Below are 18,134 nucleotides of genomic sequence, written 5' to 3' on the forward strand. Positions count from 1 at the left end.
TATTCGGGGACCGTGGCAGACGCTCAGTCAAGGTATCGGACAGGGGAGCGGAACCGATGGGCGTTGCACGGCGACCGGGGGTACTCCTGCCCTCGTGCCCCGATCTCAAGCTGGCACTGGTGCTGGGCGAGCGGGCGCTGTTCGTCAACGGCGACCTGCAGACCGCACGGCGCTGGTTCGACTCGGCGTACCGGCTGGCCGAGCTCTGCGGCGACCCGCCGTCGCTCGCGCGGGCGGCCCTGGGCCTGGGCGGGATCTGGGTGCACGAGCACAGGACATGCGCGGAGTCGGAGATGGTACGCGCCCGCCAGCGGCACGCGCTGTCCCTGATCGACCCCCGCTCGTCGACGGCCCTGCGGCTGCGCGTGCGGTTGCGGGGCGAGGAGGACTACCGCGCGGGCCGGCACGCCACGATCATGGAGCTGCTGGCCGAGACCAGGGGCTCCGGCGACGGGCCGGCGCTGGCCGAGGCGCTGAGCCTGGCGCACCACTGCCTGCTCGGCCCCGGGCACGCGGCGCTGCGGCTGGAGCTGGCGAACGAGCTGATCGGCCGGGCCGCCGGCACCGAGCGCAGGGGCGACCTGCTGATGGGCCTGCTGTGGCGGACGGTCGACCTCTACCTGGCCGCCGACCCGCACGCCGAGCGCGGCCTGGAGGAGCTGCGCGGCCTGCTGGCCGGCCACGACCACCTCGCGGTCGGGTACGTGGTCGAGGCGATCGAGGTCATGCTGACCATCCGCGCGGGCCGTTTCGCCGAGGCCGAGAAGCGGGCCGGCGAGTGCTTCGAGCGCGGCGTGGCGGCCGGCGACATGGACGCGACCGGCTGGTACGGCGGCCAGCTCGGCGCCATCCGCTGGTTCCAGGGCCGGGCCGCCGAGCTGCTGCCCGTGCTGTCGGACCTGGTCAGCTCGCCCACGCTGAGCCCGATCGACAACTCCTACCTGGCGGGCCTGGCGCTGGCCGCGGCCGTCGCCGGCGACCGGCGCGCGGCGGCCGGGCACCTGGCCAGGCTGCGCGTGGAGGAGATGCCGGCGTCGAGCACCTGGCTGGTCTCGATGTACTGCGTCGTGGAGACCGCCCACCTGCTGCGGGACCCGGACACGGCCGCCCGCGCGTACGCGCTGCTGCGCCCGTTCGCGGACCTGCCGGTGGTCGCCAGCCTGGGCGTGGCCTGCTTCGGCTCCGTGCACCACTCGCTGGGCATGGCCGCGCTCACCACCGGGGACCTGTCCACGGCGGTGGAGCACCTGCGGGCGGCCGTGCGGGGGAACTTCGCTCTGGGGCACTGGCCGGCCGCCGCGCTGTCGAGGTGGCGGCTGGGGCAGGCGCTGGCGCTGCGCGACGGGACGCGGGACCAGGCGGCCGACCGGGAGCAGGCCGCCGCCGCGCGGGAGGCCAGGGAGCTGGGCATGGTGCTGCCGTCCGTGGCCGGGCGCTCGTCCGCGGGGCAGGACGGCTGCCGCCTGCGCAGGCACGGGCGGCACTGGCAGGTCGAGCTGGGCGGGCGGCTCGCGCTCGTCGACCACAGCGTCGGGATGGGGCACCTGGCCACGCTGGTCGCCAATCCGGGCCGGGAGATCCTCGCCGCCGACCTGGCCGCGGGGTCGTGGACGCGCGAGCCCGAGGGCGGGTCGGCCCAGCCGGTGCTGGACGAGCAGGCCAGGGACACCTACCGGCAGCGGCTGGGCCAGCTGGAGGCGGAGATCGACGAGCTGGAGTCGATGAACGACCTGGAGCGGGCGGCGGGGCTGCGGCTCGAGCGCGAGTGGCTGGTGGCGGAGCTGGCGGCGGCGACGGGCATCGGCGGGCGGGCGCGGCCGTTCACGGGGAGCGAGGAGCGGGCCAGGATCGCCGTCGGCAAGGCGATCAGGCGGGCGCTGGCGCGCATCTCGGCGGTGGACCCGGCGATCGGGGAGGAACTGCGCGCCACGGTGCAGACGGGGCTGCGCTGCTGCTACCGGCCCCGGTAGGGGCCGGGGTGTGGTTTCCATCCGGGAGACTGTTCCCATGGAACAACGCACGTTGGGACGGACAGGACGTCAGGTGGGCACGGTCGGCCTCGGCGCATGGCAGCTCGGCGCCGACTGGGGCCAGGTGACGGAGGACGAGGCGTTCGCCACCCTGGGGGCCGCCGTGGACGCCGGCGTCACCTTCATCGACACGGCCGACGTCTACGGCGACGGCCGGAGCGAGCAGATCGTCGGCCGCTTCGCCAAGGGGCGGCCGGAGCTGACCGTGGCCACCAAGATGGGCCGCCGGCTGGAGCAGATCCCCGCCAACTACGTGATGCCCAACTTCCGGGCCTGGAACGAGCGCTCGCGCCAGAACCTCGGCGTGGACACCCTCGACCTGGTCCAGCTCCACTGCCCGCCGACCCCGGTGTACTCGACGGACGCCGTGTTCGACGCCCTGGACACGCTGGTGGCCGAGCAGAAGATCGCCGCGTACGGGGTCAGCGTGGAGACGTGCGAGGAGGCGCTGACGGCGATCGCGCGGCCGGGGGTGGCGTCCGTGCAGATCATCCTCAACGCGTTCCGGCTCAAGCCGCTGGAGCGGGTGCTGCCCGCCGCCCGGGCCGCCGGGGTGGGCATCATCGCCCGGGTCCCGCTGGCCAGCGGCCTGCTGTCCGGCCGGTACGACGAGCACACGACCTTCGGCGCGGACGACCACCGCACCTACAACCGGCAGGGGGAGGCGTTCGACGTCGGCGAGACCTTCTCGGGCGTGGACTTCCGCACGGGCCTGGAGGCGGTCCGCCGCCTGGCTCCCGTGGTGCCGGAGGGCCTGACGATGGCCCAGTTCGCGCTCCGCTGGATCCTCGACCAGCCCGGCGTCTCGGTGGTGATCCCCGGCGCCCGCAACGCGTCCCAGGCCACCGCGAACGCGGCCGCCGCGTCGGCCGCGCCGCTCCCGCCGGCCACGCTGGAAGCGGTCGAGGCCGTCTACGACGACCTGATCCGGCCGCAGGTCCACGACCGCTGGTAGCCGCCCCCTCGTCCCCGCCGGTGGGTCGAGACCCGAGGATGGCCTGCCCGGGGCGGTGACAGCCCTGTGGCGGCGGGGTGAGGCACGCGTGGCGGGGACGGCCGGCGGACCATGATTGTCGGTGGCGGCGCGTAGCGTCGCGGCTGTGAATCGTACCGACCGGCTCTACGCGCTCGTCGAAGACCTGCGCGCCATCGCGCCCCGCTGCCGCTCCGCCCGCGAGCTGGCCAAGCGGTTCGAGGTGAGCGTGCGCACGATCGAGCGCGACATCACCGCCCTGCAGGAGTCAGGGGTGCCGATCTACGCCGAGCCGGGCCGCAAGGGCGGTTACGCGATCGACAAGAAGATGTCCCTGCCCCCGCTCAACTTCACCCCGGCCGAGGCGGTGGCCATCGCGGTGGCGCTCAGCCAGGCCGGCGACCAGCCGTTCGGCCGGCAGGCCCGCAGCGCGTTACGCAAGGTCGTGTCCGCGATGCCGGGCTCCGAGGGCGACCTGGCCAGGGAGCTGGCGCGGCGCGTGCAGCTCGTCCACCACCGGCCGGAGCCCGGCTCCCCCGAGATCCAGCCGCTCGGGGCCGAGGGCATCTCCCGGGCCATCGAGGAGGCGCTGCTGCGGCGGCGCGTGCTCCGGCTCGAGTACGCCGACGCCAAGGGCGCGCTGACCTCGCGGGACGTCGAGCCGGGGGTGTTCCTGGGCGGGCGGGGCGGGTTCTGGTATCTCGTGGCCTGGTGCCGGTTACGCGATGACGTGCGGGTCTTCCGGCTCGATCGCATCGCCGCCGCCACCGTGACCGCCGAGCGCAGCCCCGACCGGCCGCTCGAAGGCTTCGCCGCCGACGTGCCCAACATGATCGTGGACGCCGCCGTGCTCGATTAGTCAATCGAAAACACCGACATAGGGTTGTCGCTCCAGCGTTAGATCGTTGATTTGTTCGAGAAAGGTTCAGTGACGAGGAGACGACGATGGACAACACCGTGACCTGGTTCGAGATCGCGACCGACGATCCCGAAGGCGCCCAGGCGTTCTACGGGGGGTTGTTCGGCTGGACGTTCAGCGCCGGCGAGGGGCCGATCGACTACCGGATGATCGGCTACCCGGGTGGCGAGCAGCCCGGGGGCGGGCTGTTCAACACCAAGGGCGAGTTCCCGGCGCACGCGATCTTCCATGTGCAGGTGGCCGACGTGGAGGCGGCCTGCGCCAAGAGCGAGTCGCTGGGCGGCAAGGTGATCATGAAGGTGATCGACGACGGCGCCGGCACCGACTTCGCCTACCTGCGTGACACGTCCGGGAGCGTCTTCGGGATCTTCCACCGCAGGTGACGCCATGAAAGCTTCCCCTCACAGGTGAATCACCCGTTCGAGGGCCGGGGAGAACGCCTTCCCCGCTGTCCCCCGGGATCCGGACGGGCCGCTTCCGAGGAGCGGTTCACCCCGTGCCCTGGGCACGCCGCCGATCGCCGAGCGGCGGCGCGTCCAGGGCCCATTCCCCCGCGTCAGAAGGCGGCCTTGGACAGCCAGCGCTTGAGGAGGTCCGCGTCGCCGTACACGGTCAGCGCCTCGGGCGAGCGCCGGCCGTAGAGCATGAGCAGCAGGTCCTGGGCCGTCCCCTGGACGGCGCAGTCGCCCTTGGTGTGTCCGCGCGCCCACTCGACCGTCCCGGCCGGGCCCTGGGTGATGGTCCACTCGCCGTCGGCGTCGGTGGCGTGGAGGTGGATCGTGGCCCCCTCCGCCTCGAGCTCCGCCAGCGACCGGGTCACCCAGGCCGCGTACGGCAGGTTGTGCAGAAACTCCTCGATGCCGTCGATCGCGACCTCGGCCGGGACGACCGGGTCGATGCCGAGCGCGAGCTCCGCGTCGACCCGGTGGATCACCAGCTCGAAGAGCATCCGGCGGGGCCACCACGACGCCCGCCGGTCCGGGCCCCACGTCCACACCGCCAGCGAGGGGTCGGTGTGGCGGAGCGTGTCGAGCAGTTCGGCCGCCCCGGCGCTCAGCCAGGCCGCGTCGCCGCTCTGGCCCTCGGCCAGCCCGCTGGGCACCTGGCGCGACCAGATCCGCTCCTGGACCCGGTCGCGCAGCACGTGCGCGGCCCACCGGTGCGTCTGGCCGACGTGCGTGATCAGCTCGGCCAGCGTCCATCCCGGGCACGTGGGCACCGGGACGGACAGATCCGTGGCCAGGGCCGCCAGGCGGGCGGCCTCGGCTTCGATGAGCGATTCGTATGTCACAGGCCCCACCCTAGGCCGCCGGGCAGGTCGCGCCCTTCTGCGGGAGCTTGCCCTCGATCAGGTACGAGTCCACCAGCTGCAGCACGCACTTGCTGCCCGACAGGTAGGCGCCGTGCCCCTCGCCCTCGTACGTGACCAGCCTGGCGGTCTTGAGCTGGGCGGTCAGCTTGGGCGCCCACTCGTACGGCGTGGCCGGGTCGCCCTTGCCGCCGATCACGACGATCGGCGCCGAGCCGGTGGCGTTCACGTGCCGCGCCTGATCGCTGCCCTTGGCCGGCCAGACCCGGCACAGCCCGCCGGACCCCTCGCTGCCGAACAGCGGCGAGATCTTCATGGCGGCCGCCTCGGTGCGGCGCAGCTCGGCCTCGCTGGGCCGCTCGGAGGTGTCCACGCAGGTGATGGCCGGGAAGCTGGTCATCTGCGTGGAGTATTTGCCGTCCTGGGAGCGGCCGGTGTAGGAGTCGGCCAGGTAGAGCAGCGCGTCGCCGCGCCCCTTGATCGCCTCCGAGAGCGCCTGCTCCAGGAAGGGCCAGGTCAGCTCCGAGTACAGCGCCGCCGCCACGCCCGTGGCGGCCAGCCCCTGCGTCAGCTCGCGGGTGCCGACCTTCAGCGGCTGGGTGGTGAGCTGGTTCAGGAGCTTGTCGACGTTGGCGTTGGCGGTCTCCTGGTCCTTGCCGAAGTCGCACTTGTTCTTGACGCACGCGCGCAGGAAGCTCTCGTACGCCTTCTGGAACCCGCGCGTCTGCACCAGCGTGCGCTGCTCGAACGTCACCGTCGGGTCGAGCGGCGCGTCGAGCACCATGCGGCCGACCTTCTTGGGGAACTCGGTGGCGTAGACGGCGCCGAGCTGCGTGCCGTACGACATGCCGACGTAGTTGAGCTTGGCGTCGCCCACGGCGGCGCGGATCCGGTCCATGTCGCGGGCGGCGTTCACGGTGCCGACGTACGGGAGGATCTTGCCCGAGTGCTGCTGGCAGAGGGCGGCGAACTGCTTGTTGGCCGCCGCGGTCTCCTGGTGGGTCTGGTTGTCGGACGGCAGCGTGTCCAGCGCGGTGAACCTGTCCATCTCCACGGTGTCGCCGCAGCGCACGCCTGAGCTGCGCTCCACGCCGCGCGGGTCGAAGCTGATCAGGTCATATCGGGCGCGCAGCCCGGTGAGCGCCTTGGCGGCCTGGTCGAGCGTGTCGACGCCGGAGGCGCCCGGACCGCCGAAGTTGAACACCACCGAGCCCAGCCGGTTCTTGCCCGTGGTGGACAGCTTGATGAGCGCCAGGTCCAGCTTCTCCCCGTCCGGCTTGTTGTAGTCGAGCGGGACGGACAGCTTTCCGCACCGTACCGAACTGTCCTGGCTGGCCGGTGGCTCGCCGCCGGGACGCTTGATGTCGGTGCACGGCCCCCAGCTGATCGCGCCGGGGTCCGCCGTCGACTGCGAGGCGGGCTCGGCCGGCACGGTTGAGCAACCGGCGACGACCGGGATGAGCAGGGCTGCTAGGACGCGTCGCATGAACAGACTTCTCCCTCGTCTCTCAGGGGGAAGTAGTGCCCACAATACGTGACGCCGCACCATACCTGGGTGAGGCGGCACGTACCCCTCCTGAACGTGCCGCCTCACAGGCCGAACGCCGCGGACGGCGGAAATGACGGCGCCCCCGCGAGAGGTTCTTCGCGGGGGCGCCGCTTCTGGATGACTCAGACGCCCATCGACTGGGTGTCGTTGCTCTCCGCGCCGCCCGCCTCGGTGACGCCGTTCTTGAGGTGGTAGCGGGCGATCGCCTCGCGCAGCACCTCGCCGTCGAGCTCGCCCCGCTTGACCAGGCTGGTCAGCACGGCCAGCGTGATCGAGGCGGCGTCGACGTGGAAGTGGCGGCGCAGCGCCGAGCGGGTGTCGGACAGGCCGAACCCATCGGTGCCCAGCGAGGACCAGTCACCCGGCACCCACTGCGCGATCTGGTCCTGCACGGCCTTCATGTAGTCGCTGACGCCCACGAACGGGCCCTGCGCCTGGGAGAGCGCCTGGGTCACGTACGGGACGCGCTGCTCGGCGTCGGGGTTGAGCAGGTTGTGCTCCTCGCAGGCCAGCGCGTCGCGGCGCAGCTCGGACCACGACGTCGCCGACCACACGTCGGCCGATACGCCCCAGTCCTCGGCCAGCAGCCGCTGCGCCTCCATCGCCCATGGGCCCGCCACGCCGGAGGACAGGATGTTGGCCTTCGGACCCTGGGTCTGCGGCCCGTCGGCGAACTTGTACAGGCCCTTGAGCAGGCCCTGCACGTCGAGGTTGGCCGGCTGGGCGGGCTGCAGGTAGGGCTCGTTGTAGACGGTCAGGTAGTAGAAGACGTCCTCCGGCTGGTCGCCGTACATCCTCCGCAGGCCGTCCTTGACGATGTGGGCCACCTCGAACGCCCACGACGGGTCGTAGGAGATCGCGGCCGGGTTGGTGGAGGCGATGAGCGGCGTGTGGCCGTCCTCGTGCTGCAGGCCCTCACCGTTGAGCGTGGTGCGGCCCGCGGTGGCGCCGAGCAGGAAGCCGCGGCCCATCTGGTCGCCCATCTGCCACATCTGGTCGCCGGTGCGCTGCCACCCGAACATCGAGTAGAAGATGTAGATCGGGATCATGTGCTCGCCGTGCGTGGCGTAGGCGGTGCCGGCCGCGATGGCCGAGGCCATCGAGCCCGACTCGCTGATGCCCTCGTGCAGGATCTGGCCCTGCGTGGCCTCCTTGTACGACAGCAGCAGCTCCCTGTCGACGGCCTCGTACGTCTGGCCGTGCGGGGAGTAGATCTTGGCCGTCGGGAACATGGCGTCCAGACCGAACGTACGCGCCTCGTCCGGGATGATCGGCACGAACCGGTGGCCGATCTCCTTGTCGCGCATGAGGTCCTTCAGCAGCCGCACGAACGCCATCGTGGTGGCGACCTGCTGCTTGCCCGAGCCCTTGGCGAAGCCGCCGTAGACCTCGTCGCCGGGCAGCTTGACCGGCTTGGCGCGCATGACCCGCTTGGGCAGCACACCGCCGAGCGCCGCGCGGCGCTCCTTCATGTACTGGATCTCGGGGTCGTTCTCGCCCGGGTGGAAGTACGGGGGCAGCTCGCCCTCCAGCGCGGAGTCCGGGATCGGCAGGTAGAGCCGGTCGCGGAACTCCTTCAGCTCGGCCTTGGTGAGCTTCTTCATCTGGTGGGTGGCGTTGCGCGCCTCGAAGTCCTTGCCCAGCGTCCAGCCCTTGATGGTCTGGGCGAGGATCACGGTCGGCTGGCCGACGTGCTCGCGGGCCGCCTTGAACGCCGCGTAGACCTTGCGGTAGTCGTGGCCGCCGCGCGACAGCTTGCGGATGTCGTCGTCGGTCAGGTGCTCGACCATCTTGCGCAGGCGCGGGTCACCGGAGAAGAAGTGCTCGCGGATGTACTCGCCGGACTCGACCGAGTAGGTCTGGAACTGGCCGTCGGGCGTGGTGTTCATCTGGTTGACCAGCACGCCGTCGACGTCGGCGGCCAGCAGCGGGTCCCAGTCGCGGCCCCACACGACCTTGATGACGTTCCAGCCGGCGCCGCGGAAGTACGACTCCAGCTCCTGGATGATCTTGCCGTTGCCGCGTACGGGACCGTCGAGCCGCTGCAGATTGCAGTTGATCACGAACGTGAGGTTGTCGAGCTCCTCGCGGGCCGCCAGGCCGATCGCGCCGAGCGACTCCGGCTCGTCCATCTCGCCGTCGCCCAGGAACGCCCACACGTGGCTGCGGCTGGTGTCCTTGATCTGCCGGTTGAGCAGATAGCGGTTGAACCGCGCCTGGTAGATCGCGCCGATCGGGCCGAGGCCCATGGAGACCGTCGGGAACTCCCAGAAGTCGGGCATGAGGCGCGGGTGGGGGTAGGAGGGCAGGCCGTGGAAGCCGTGCGACAGCTCCTGGCGGAACGCGTCGAGCTGGGCCTCGTTGAGGCGGCCCTCGAGGAAGGCGCGGGCGTAGATGCCCGGCGCGGCGTGCCCCTGGAAGAAGACCTGGTCGCCCGACTCGCCGTGGTCCTTGCCGCGGAAGAAGTGGTTGAAGCCCACTTCGTAGAGGGAGGCGGCGGAGGCGTAGGTGGCGATGTGGCCACCGACGTTGGTGCGGGCGTTGGCCCTGGACACCATGATGGCCGCGTTCCAGCGGATGTAGGCGCGGATGCGGCGCTCGACGTGCTCGTCACCGGGGAACCAGGGCTCGCGCTCCGGCGGGATCGTGTTGATGTAGTCGGTGCTCCGCAAACCCGGCACGCCGACCTGGTGCTCGCGTGCCCGCTCCAGCATGCGCAGCATGAGGTAGCGGGCTCTGGTGCGGCCTTCGGTCTTGACGACGTTGTCGAGAGACTCGAGCCACTCGTTGGTCTCGCTGGGGTCGACATCAGGCAGCTGGCTGGGTAGGCCGTCGCTGATGATCGAGAATCGCTGGCGTCCGGAAGCCACTGGGTCTCGCCTTCCGAGGATGACTGATGTCTGGTCTGGGTCGCCTTCCATCCTGGTCGCTAGCCGTAGAAAACGCATCTCTACTGACCGGTAACCAGTGGTGTCCCTGCTGGCAGAGACTGATCAGAGTGGCCTAGACCACCGATGGTAGGACGAATCGCCACCAAAGGTTACATCCCGGGAGCAATTTAACAAGACAGGAAAACGAACGAAATTTCGCTCGAATGTCTCTGGACTCCTGGCTCCCGTACCCTCCACTGTGCCCCGGAGGGAGGGGGTTCTCACCCCCTGGACGGCGCGGCGTGACGGGCGAGTCTAGCGGCCATCCTCCTGGCGGGGCTCCGAGGGGGCGAGCGTTGCCGCCGCTCACGGCCCCTCGCCACTTCTGCCCCCTATCGCCTCTCCGGCCCTGCGACGCCCCTCACCACCCCTAGGGCCCCCCGCCCCCTACTGATCCAGTTCGTCCCTCAGACCCAGCAGACCCCTCCTGCACCTCCTACCCGCTCTCTCCCTCCTACCGCTACCCCCTCCCCTTCCCCGTCGGCTCGCCACGCCGCCGGGGCCTGCCACCTCAGCGCCGCGTAACATTTCGGTCATTTTTTGCCGTCCTCCTGGAGGTGGGGCAAAACTTCCGAATCACTCTTTTCGTCCGGCCTCCCGCGTACCAATGTGGGTTATATGGATGCTGCGGTAGGAGACCGGCTCCTGGTGCACGGACATGCCGTTGGCGAAGGGGACCGGAGTGGTGTGATTGTGGAGGTCAAGGGCCTCGACGGCGGGCCTCCCTACATGGTGCGCTTCGACGACGGGCACACCGGCCTGGTGTTTCCCGGCCCGGACGCCGTCGTGGTGCATAAGTAAGATTTCCCTGTGAGATCTGAAATCATCTCCGTGGCCACAGGGTCGCGAGAGACAGTGCACGACATCACTGCTGAATGCGCTGATTTCGTGCGCACGCAGGGCGATGACGGGCTGTTGCATATCTTCGTGCCCCATGCGACGGCCGGTGTCGCCCTGCTCGAGTTGGGCTCGCGCAGCGACGACGATCTGCTCGCCGCGCTGCGTGACCTGCTGCCGCCCGATGATCGCTGGCGTCACGCCCACGGGTCGCCCGGTCACGGACGGTCACACGTCATGCCCGCGCTGATCCCGCCGTACGCCACGGTCCCCGTGCTGGGCGGGCGTCTGGCGCTCGGCACGTGGCAGTCGATCGCACTCGTCGACCTGAACGTCGACAACCGGCAACGCCAGGTTCGCCTGTCGTTTTTGTCTGATTGATTCTGGCCGACTACGGCCGTACCCGTGGCGACCGTTGACGACTGAGGGTCACAGCGTGTGGACTGTGCCGAAGCGATAAACCGCATAAGCGGGGCCACTCAAGCAGGAGGGATAAACGTGAGCGCGACCGCGGGTCAGGCGCAGGGCGAGCGCGGCCTGGCCGAACGGCTCGGCCTCAAGCCGGGTCAGGTGGTGCAGGAGATCGGTTGGGACGAGGACGTCGACGACGAGCTTCGCGACTCCATCGAGGACCTGACCGGCAACGAGCTGTTGGACGAAGAGAGCGACGACGTCGTGGACGTGGTGCTGATGTGGTGGCGCGACGGCGACGGAGACCTCTTCGACGCCCTCAGCGACGCCATGCGAGCACTCGCCGACGGCGGCCAGATCTGGCTGCTGACTCCCAAGGCCGGGCGCGATGGCCACGTGGAGCCGAGCGACATCGGGGAGGATGCCGCTACCGCGGGTCTCTCGCAGACCAGCAGCATCTCCGCCGCACCGGACTGGTCCGGGACCAGGCTCGTCACGCCCAAGGGCAAACGGTAGGGGGTCCGGGCGCGCCTTCCGTACGGCAGGATGAAGCCGTGAACGCACATCCTGCCGAGGTCGGCGCCCTGGCTCCGGATTTCGAGCTGCAGGACCAGCACGGCACCCCGGTGAGCCTGGCTCAGTTCCGGGGTACGAAGGTCGTGCTGGTCTTCTACCCGCTTGCCTTCAGCGGGATCTGTCACGGCGAGCTGTCCGCGCTGCGCGACCAGCCGCTCGACGGCGCACAACTGCTGACCGTGTCCGTCGACTCCGTGTTCACGCACCGTGCGTGGGCCGATCGCGAGGGTTACACGTTTCCGCTGCTCTCCGATTTCTGGCCACACGGACAGGTCGCGCGGGCGTACGGTGTGTTCGATGAGGCGAAGGGGTTCGCTCTTCGGGGGACCTTCATCATCGACGGCGAGGGCGTGATCCGGTGGTCGGTGGTCAATCCGGCCTCCGCCGCACGCGACGTCGCCGACTACACCAAGGCACTCGCCGACATTTCTTGACCTCGGAGGGAACGATGCCCTGCTACCGATGCGGGGCCCGGCAGACCGACCCGGTGCGCGGCGCCAGCCCGTGGCAGCGCGGGGTGCGCCACGAGACGCAGGTGTTGATCTGCCCGGACTGTCAGCGGCTGCACGACCTCGACCTCGACGCGTGCGCGGCCTGCGGCTCGGTCGCGCTGATCTGCCGGCTGGGCGAGGTGGAGTGCCGGTCCTGCGGCGACGTACGGCTGGCGCGCTCCGACGCGCTCGCGGGCTCTCCTGTCTCCCCACCGCCCTCACCCCCCGGCCTCTCGGCGGAGGTGGAAGCGGCCCTCAACCGCGTACTGGGCCGCACCTGAGCCCCCAGGACCGGACACGGAGGCACCGGGGCCTGAGACCGACCACAGAGCCACGCACGCCCGAATAGGGAAACACGAGGCCGCCACAGCACCGCGAGCCGCTCTGAGCCCGCAGCACTGAACCCTGGGCTCCGATCCCCGGCGGCGCTGCTCTGGACTCCCAGCCCTCAACAGGGCTGCCCGAGGCCCGCAGACTGAAGAGCTGAGAACAGGGACGCTCCGGGGACTGCACTGGAGCGGTGAGACAGGGACGCTCGGGGGGCAGGACTGGAGAGCTGAGCAACAAGGACAAGCGATCTCAACTCAGACACCGGGAATCCCTGCAGCGAAGGGACTCTTTCCAGACATTTGCTGAGCTGCGCTATCGTCTCCTCCGTGTCCGACATGACTCCGAGCGTGAGCGAGAGCCCGAACCCGAGTGTGACCGTGAGCCCCAGCCCGGCTCCGAGCTCGTTCGTCGTCGCGCTCGACGTCGGCGGCACGTCCATGAAGGGCGGCCTGGTCAGCGACTCCGGCGTGGTGCTGCTGAGCGAGCGGCGCCCGACCCCCCGGGCGGAGGGCCCTGAGGCGGTCGTGTCCGCCATCTCCGACTTCATCAGCCACCTGGCCGCCTCGGGTGACGGCACCCCGGCAGGCGTGGGCCTGGCGGTCCCCGGCCTGGTCTCCGACAACGCCGCCGTCTACGCCGCGAACCTGGGCTGGCGCGACGTCCCCGCCACGAGCTTCACCACCCTGGACATCCCCGTCCTGCTCGGACACGACGTACGCACCGGCGGCCTCGCCGAGAGCATCCTCGGCGCGGGCCGGGGCCTGTCCGACTTCCTCTTCCTCCCCATCGGCACGGGGATCGCGGGCGCCTCGATCATCCGGGGCGAACCGTACGGCGGCTCCTCCGGCTGGGCCGGCGAGATCGGCCACACCCCGGTCTTCCCGGACGGGGAACAGTGCGCGTGCGGTCAGTTCGGCTGCCTGGAGACGTACGCCTCGGCCGCCTCGGTGGGCCGCCGCTACAGCCAGCGCGCCGGCGTGGAGGACGTCAAGGCGGAGCAGGTGGTCTCCTCCGACGACCCGATCGCCGTAGAGGTCTGGGACGAGGCCGTGGAGGCCCTGTCGCTGGCCCTGGCCACGTACACGCTCCTGCTGGACCCCACGGTGATCGTCCTCGGCGGCGGCCTCGCCGAAGCGGGCCCCGCCCTCTTCGACCCGGTACGCACCCGCCTCGTCAAACGCCTCGCCTTCCGCGACGCACCCCCACTGGTACCGGCCGCACTCGGGGTCGACGCCGGCATGCTCGGAGCCTCCCTCCTGGGCTGGCGCGCCGCCGGCCGCCCCGAACTGGGCCCCGGCTGGACAGTGGATGTGCGATCGGGCCCTGTGGTGTCGTAAGGTGTAGTGCCGATCAGGGGCGGTTAGCTCAGCGGTAGAGCACTCGCCTTACAAGCGAGGGGTCACTGGTTCGAACCCAGTACCGCCCACCTGCAGAAAAGCCCCGTCTCCGATCATGGAAACGGGGCTTCGTGCCAGACGGGATGATCCGGCCGGGGTCAGGCCGTGTTGCTAAAGGAAGCCGGTGAGCCGGGTTCACCCCAGACTTCGCCGTCGAGCAGCGCCATTCCCAGTACGGGCCACGCCTCCCGCCTGCGACGGTGCAGCCGCATGGTGTCCATCTCGCTGCGTAAACTGTTGGCTTGTGTCCTGTCTGTGATGTCAACGTGCACACTGACGGTTTCGCATTCGACCGAAGGACTGAGCCGTGCCCGACCGACCTGAGATTGTCTGCATCTGCGGCTCTACCCGGTTCGTGGACGAGATGCGTGCGGCGAACCGTGATCTGACCTTCGCCGGTGTCATCGTCGTCGCGCCAGGCGAAGCAGACGAGTTGATCACCAACGAGCAGAAGACCGCGATGGACGCCCTCCACCTGCGCAAGATCGACCTGGCTGACCGGGTTCTGGTCGTCAACCCCGGCGGGTATATCGGCGAGTCCACGAGCAGGGAGATCGCATATGCCCATGCCACCGGCAAGCCGATCTCGTTCACCGATCCCGTCTGACCAGTAGAACGCTTCGTGGTGCGCGGGCAACGAGTCTCGGTCAGCCTCGGAGCGTGTTGCTAGGGGGTCTTCGAAGTCGTCGGGCGCAGCCTTGTGCTTGTGTCGCGTGACGTGATCTCTGATGAGGCGTGCCCGTTCACAGAGCGATCAACGGGGATTCACGGTTACTCGACCGGCATCCACCCAGGTCAGCGTTTCCCAGCTCAGCCCAGTGATCTTGAAAGAGTTCCCAAGCTGACAGCGCGGGTTCGATTCCCGTCACCCGCTCCACGCGCGAAGGCCCAGGTCAGGACGCTGATCCAGACTCGCCACCTTAGTCATTTTAGGGCTATGTCCATGTCGCGTCGCGAGCGTTCTAACAGGCGGCGCATACTGGTGGGGATGAAGTCAACCAGCGGCGCGCCCCGTCGCCACCTGTCCACAAGTCCCTTCAAGCCCCCGCCCCCCACCCCGCCTGCCGAGCGGTTCAGCGTGAACGACCGAGTGACCCATGATCGGTATGGTCTCGGCGTCGTCATCGCTGTAGAAGACGAGATCGCCGTGTTCGTCGATTTCGGATCGCGGCAGGAACGGATCACTACACCGTTCAACAAGCTGTACAAACTCTGAGACCGCTGTCACACGGGAAAGCACACAGCGCAAGCACATCCACGCCAGCGTCTAGTGTTCTTCGCCTTTAATTCGCGTCCTAAGTTGCTGTGTTGCTCTGATGGCGGGTTCTGGTCCTAAGGCGGTTCAGATCGTCCTGTCCGACGGCGAGCGTGATCAGCTCACGCAGCTGGCGGCGAGCTCCTCGAAGCTGGCTTGGCGGGCGCGGTTGGTGCTGGCCTGCGCGGAGCCGGGCAGCACCAATGCGGGGGTAGCCGCCACGATGGGCGCCACGCCGGATACGGTGCGCAAGTGGCGGAGCCGGTTCGCGGCCTCGCGGCTGGCGGGGCTTGCCGACGAGGCGAGGCCGGGCAGGCCCAAAGCCGCATTGACCCTCAGTGATGATGAGCGTGCCACATTGACACGCTGGGTGCGGCGGGCCAGCAGTGCCCAGGCGTTGGCTCAGCGCTCCAAGATCGTGCCGGCCTGCGCGGACGGTGCGAGCAACGCCGACGTGGCCGCCCGGTTGGGAGTGGGCGCGCACATGTGGCCAAATGGCGGCAGCGCTTCATCGAGGCCCGGTTGGAAGGACTGATCGATGAGCCGCGACCGGGCCGTCCCCCGACGATCAGGGATGACCAGGTCGAACAGGTCGTCATCGACACCTTGGAGTCGACACCGAAGGGCGCGACGCACTGGTCACGCGCCTCGATGGCAAAGCGGTCGGGGCTCTCGCCTTCGACGGTGGGGCGGATCTGGAAGGCGTTCCGGCTCAAGCCGCATCGGGCCGAGACGTTCAAGCTGTCAAAGGACCCGCTGTTCATCGAAAAGGTTCATGATGTCGTCGGGCTGTATCTGAATCCGCCCGAGCACGCCGTGGTGCTGTGCGCGGATGAGAAATCCCAGGTCCAAGCCCTGGACCGGTCGCAGCCAGTGCTGCCGATGATGCCCGGGATGCCTGAGCGGCGTACCCATGACTACATCCGGCACGGTACCAGCAGCCTGCTCGACATCGCCGACGGGAAAGTGATCGCCTCGATGCACCGGCGGCACCGGTCGGTGGAATGGCTGAAATTCCTCAAGAAGATCGACCGTGAGGTGCCGGCCCACCTGCACGTGCACATCGTGTGTGACAACTACGGCACGCACAAAACCCCAACTCGTTCACGCTCCGGCGCATAGGTAAAAGTAACCTTGCGCTGGTTACATTTCATTCTGTTCCGATTTGGCGCCTCCAGACGCGCCGTCACCGAGGGAGCCCGACCCCCCGGACCGACTGTCCGAACATCGCGCAGCCTGACGAGTTCCCGATCGAAGTGATGCCGAGGCGCTCCCAGGTCCGGAATTGTCGAAGGATCCATGCGTGCGCGCCAACGTTGACGTTCGGCCACCGCTCGAAGGAGCCGAACCGCAAGAGGGGGCACGTTGGCATCTCCAGCCGGGACGGGCTTCCAGACGTAGTGGTGTCTGGTTTCTCGTCGGTCCGGCCGGGTGCTCCTGTTCGGCCAGGGTCTTGCTGGACCACTCGCGGGAGACCAGGATCCGCCGACCGGAGTAGCCGAGCTGATCGGGCTTATGCGCCTTGACGTGTCGTCATATCAGCTGGATCCGCACAGCCTATTGAGCTCCGCGATGTCTGTATTGATATCCGCGATCACCTGGTTGGGATCGCCGCCGGCCATGCCGGTCAAGCGGAAGTTCAGTTCCTGGAATTCTGCGGCCAGCCGGCTGATCTTCGCCCCTACCACTCCTTGCGCGTCAAGGACCGCCCCCATCAGGTCGCGGTACGTCTGCTGAGCCGCTGCCGCCTGGCTGCTGCGGACGGTCCCGGCGTTCCGGCGGTATGCGGTCAGCGCCGCCGCCGCCTCGTCGCAGCCGCCGGGACGGACCGCTGACAGCAGTGCGGAGGGAACCGGAACCGGTCGCGTGGAGCTTGGCCTTGGTGGCTGGGGCGTGCTGGACTCAGGCGATGGACTCGGGGTTGGAGGTGCGGGCCGGGTGGTGACCGGATCTGATGACGATGACTGCGCGGCCGGGGTGGGGGCCACGGCGTCGGACTTCGGCTGCGGAGGCGGGGCCGGCGGCATCAGGTAGGCGATCAGCGCGACCACGGCGGCAACCGCACCCGCCAGAGCGCTCACAGCCGGCCAGTTCAGGCGCAACCCTGCTCCCCCGCCCGCCCCCGACGGCTGCGCTGATCCGTTCTTCGCCATGCCCTCATCGTGGCCGAGCCACCGAACTCGGTCCAGAACGCCTCCTATTGATCTTCTCGAATTGAACTCCCCTATAAAGGTGGGGGGTGGAGCGGCTTCGGCGGCCGGAAGGGGTAGGTGGAAAACGGCGACGCCTGTATGAACCACCCCATCGGCAGGTCAGCACGCGAGTGGTACTGCCGTCATCGTCGGCTATGTCCCGGACGTGCTCGAAGCCAGGCTCGACACTCCCCCCGGCCCGCTGCCGCTATGCGGTGGGGTGGACGGCGTACGAGGTGAGTACGAACGGCCCTCCCCAACATTGCTCTCTCGGCAGGAACGCGGTTGAGCGGCTACCGTAACGGGGGAATAGGGGACGCGGAACGCACCACCTCCTCTTCTGCGGGCCGTTCGGCGAGATGGACGCAGGCCCGGCAAGCGCGCGTAGCCGTGGGCAGGAAAGGCAAGCACCAACCCAAGGTCGGCCGCGGGCTCACTACCTCGCCGCACAGGCTGACCTTTTGGTTCGCCCGTACGGCATGCTGTACGGCGTTCCTTTCGTGGTTGGACAGGCCGAGCCGATATTCGCATGCCGGCTTCTCCGGTCCTGCCGGATCGGCGTGTACGAGTAGGTCATCCCAGTGGACTGGCCAGCGCTGCGCCCCTCCGGGCAGCTCGTGCGGCTGTCCGTCGAGTTTGAGCAAGCCCAGGGTGCCGTTACGCAGCGCTGCTACCACGGTCCCGCGACGACCGAGCAGCGCTGAGGCCCACGCTCGCGTCTGTGCTGGGCTGTGGAGCAGGTCCACGATCTCGGCATGACAGCCGACTCGGGGCGAAGGGGCGCTCACAGTGCCTGCTCCGCCGCTTCCTGCTCCTTCAACGGCTCGGCCAGTTGAGCGACGTCATCCGCGTCGATCGTCTGGCAGAGACCGTGGTCTACCTCGTACTGGGATAGACGTCGGCCGTTTCGAGTTGCCCAGAGACGCCCCGCAGAA

The 18,134-nt window shown here is 69.3% G+C and carries 16 protein-coding genes, 1 tRNA gene and 2 pseudogenes; 15 read left to right on the forward strand and 4 right to left on the reverse strand.

The features are described from left to right. Window positions 1-56: 56 nt before the first annotated feature. The 4 genes from HD596_RS58625 (at window position 57) to HD596_RS58640 (ending at window position 4,305) form a co-directional block, all read left to right on the forward strand. On the forward strand, window positions 57-1,970 hold the full coding sequence (locus HD596_RS58625) for an ATP-binding protein (RefSeq protein WP_185077948.1): 1,914 nt from the start codon (window positions 57-59) through the stop codon (window positions 1,968-1,970). A gap of 37 nt (window positions 1,971-2,007) precedes the next feature. After that, window positions 2,008-2,985: an aldo/keto reductase gene (locus tag HD596_RS58630; RefSeq protein ID WP_185077949.1), complete on the forward strand. Its 978-nt coding sequence runs from the start codon at window positions 2,008-2,010 to the stop codon at window positions 2,983-2,985. A 145-nt stretch (window positions 2,986-3,130) separates the two neighbouring features. After that, window positions 3,131-3,862: a helix-turn-helix transcriptional regulator gene (locus HD596_RS58635; protein WP_185077950.1), complete on the forward strand. Its 732-nt coding sequence runs from the start codon at window positions 3,131-3,133 to the stop codon at window positions 3,860-3,862. 86 nt (window positions 3,863-3,948) lie between these two features. Next, window positions 3,949-4,305: a VOC family protein gene (locus HD596_RS58640; RefSeq protein ID WP_185077951.1), complete on the forward strand. Its 357-nt coding sequence runs from the start codon at window positions 3,949-3,951 to the stop codon at window positions 4,303-4,305. Between the two features lie 173 nt (window positions 4,306-4,478). On the opposite strand, the gene HD596_RS58645 is transcribed toward HD596_RS58640, so the two are convergent. The 3 genes from HD596_RS58645 to aceE all read right to left on the reverse strand — a co-directional run bounded on the left by HD596_RS58645 (window position 4,479) and on the right by aceE (window position 9,650). After that, complete coding sequence (locus tag HD596_RS58645) at window positions 4,479-5,213, reverse strand: maleylpyruvate isomerase family mycothiol-dependent enzyme (protein ID WP_185077952.1); 735 nt, start codon at window positions 5,211-5,213, stop codon at window positions 4,479-4,481. Between the two features lie 10 nt (window positions 5,214-5,223). Next, window positions 5,224-6,717, reverse strand: a complete 1,494-nt coding sequence (locus HD596_RS58650) for an alpha/beta hydrolase (protein WP_185077953.1) — start codon at window positions 6,715-6,717, stop codon at window positions 5,224-5,226. A 185-nt stretch (window positions 6,718-6,902) separates the two neighbouring features. Next, window positions 6,903-9,650: a pyruvate dehydrogenase (acetyl-transferring), homodimeric type gene (gene aceE, locus HD596_RS58655; RefSeq protein ID WP_185077954.1), complete on the reverse strand. Its 2,748-nt coding sequence runs from the start codon at window positions 9,648-9,650 to the stop codon at window positions 6,903-6,905. A 678-nt stretch (window positions 9,651-10,328) separates the two neighbouring features. On the opposite strand from aceE, the gene HD596_RS58660 reads away from it, so the two are divergent. From HD596_RS58660 to HD596_RS58705, 11 genes and pseudogenes are all read left to right on the forward strand, one after another. Further along, a complete protein-coding gene (locus HD596_RS58660) occupies window positions 10,329-10,511 on the forward strand; it encodes a DUF1918 domain-containing protein (protein WP_185077955.1) in 183 nt (60 codons plus the stop codon). Between the two features lie 9 nt (window positions 10,512-10,520). Beyond that, complete coding sequence (locus HD596_RS58665) at window positions 10,521-10,928, forward strand: secondary thiamine-phosphate synthase enzyme YjbQ (RefSeq protein ID WP_185077956.1); 408 nt, start codon at window positions 10,521-10,523, stop codon at window positions 10,926-10,928. Window positions 10,929-11,045: 117 nt separating this feature from the next. Then, window positions 11,046-11,474, forward strand: coding sequence for a DUF3052 domain-containing protein (locus tag HD596_RS58670; RefSeq protein ID WP_185077957.1), 429 nt, complete (start codon window positions 11,046-11,048; stop codon window positions 11,472-11,474). Window positions 11,475-11,512: 38 nt separating this feature from the next. Next, window positions 11,513-11,968: a peroxiredoxin gene (locus HD596_RS58675; protein WP_185077958.1), complete on the forward strand. Its 456-nt coding sequence runs from the start codon at window positions 11,513-11,515 to the stop codon at window positions 11,966-11,968. Between the two features lie 14 nt (window positions 11,969-11,982). After that, window positions 11,983-12,306 (forward strand): hypothetical protein, encoded by a 324-nt coding sequence (locus HD596_RS58680; RefSeq protein WP_185077959.1) that lies wholly within the window; start codon window positions 11,983-11,985, stop codon window positions 12,304-12,306. Window positions 12,307-12,690: 384 nt separating this feature from the next. Next, window positions 12,691-13,692, forward strand: coding sequence for an ROK family protein (locus HD596_RS58685; protein ID WP_185079427.1), 1,002 nt, complete (start codon window positions 12,691-12,693; stop codon window positions 13,690-13,692). A gap of 17 nt (window positions 13,693-13,709) precedes the next feature. Continuing rightward, a tRNA-Val gene (locus tag HD596_RS58690) sits at window positions 13,710-13,781 on the forward strand. A gap of 278 nt (window positions 13,782-14,059) precedes the next feature. Further along, the gene (locus HD596_RS58695; protein ID WP_185077960.1) at window positions 14,060-14,359 is read left to right on the forward strand and encodes a hypothetical protein; all 300 of its coding nucleotides are present in this window, start codon (window positions 14,060-14,062) and stop codon (window positions 14,357-14,359) included. Window positions 14,360-14,740: 381 nt separating this feature from the next. Further along, window positions 14,741-14,968, forward strand: a complete 228-nt coding sequence (locus HD596_RS58700; RefSeq protein ID WP_185077961.1) for a hypothetical protein — start codon at window positions 14,741-14,743, stop codon at window positions 14,966-14,968. A gap of 100 nt (window positions 14,969-15,068) precedes the next feature. After that, window positions 15,069-15,287: pseudogene (locus HD596_RS66110) on the forward strand (helix-turn-helix domain-containing protein); the annotation flags it as partial. After that, a pseudogene (locus HD596_RS58705) lies at window positions 15,288-16,117 on the forward strand (IS630 family transposase); the annotation flags it as partial. Between the two features lie 428 nt (window positions 16,118-16,545). On the opposite strand, the gene HD596_RS58710 reads toward HD596_RS58705, so the two are convergent. Then, complete coding sequence (locus tag HD596_RS58710; protein ID WP_185077962.1) at window positions 16,546-17,058, reverse strand: hypothetical protein; 513 nt, start codon at window positions 17,056-17,058, stop codon at window positions 16,546-16,548. Window positions 17,059-18,134 lie beyond the last annotated feature (1,076 nt).

The organism is Nonomuraea jabiensis (assembly GCF_014204795.1).
Taxonomy (GTDB): Bacteria; Actinomycetota; Actinomycetes; order Streptosporangiales; family Streptosporangiaceae; genus Nonomuraea; species Nonomuraea jabiensis.

What these genes read in the sequence shown, in the direction of transcription:
- HD596_RS58625 (WP_185077948.1), top strand. Translation starts at nt 57, where the DNA reads ATGGGCGTTGCACGGCGACCGGGGGTACTCCTGCCCTCGTGCCCCGAT.
- HD596_RS58630 (WP_185077949.1), top strand. Translation starts at nt 2,008, where the DNA reads ATGGAACAACGCACGTTGGGACGGACAGGACGTCAGGTGGGCACGGTC.
- HD596_RS58640 (WP_185077951.1), top strand. Translation starts at nt 3,949, where the DNA reads ATGGACAACACCGTGACCTGGTTCGAGATCGCGACCGACGATCCCGAA.
- HD596_RS58650 (WP_185077953.1), bottom strand. Translation starts at nt 6,717, where the DNA reads ATGCGACGCGTCCTAGCAGCCCTGCTCATCCCGGTCGTCGCCGGTTGC.
- HD596_RS58660 (WP_185077955.1), top strand. Translation starts at nt 10,329, where the DNA reads ATGGATGCTGCGGTAGGAGACCGGCTCCTGGTGCACGGACATGCCGTT.
- HD596_RS58680 (WP_185077959.1), top strand. Translation starts at nt 11,983, where the DNA reads ATGCCCTGCTACCGATGCGGGGCCCGGCAGACCGACCCGGTGCGCGGC.
- HD596_RS58685 (WP_185079427.1), top strand. Translation starts at nt 12,691, where the DNA reads ATGACTCCGAGCGTGAGCGAGAGCCCGAACCCGAGTGTGACCGTGAGC.
- HD596_RS58700 (WP_185077961.1), top strand. Translation starts at nt 14,741, where the DNA reads ATGAAGTCAACCAGCGGCGCGCCCCGTCGCCACCTGTCCACAAGTCCC.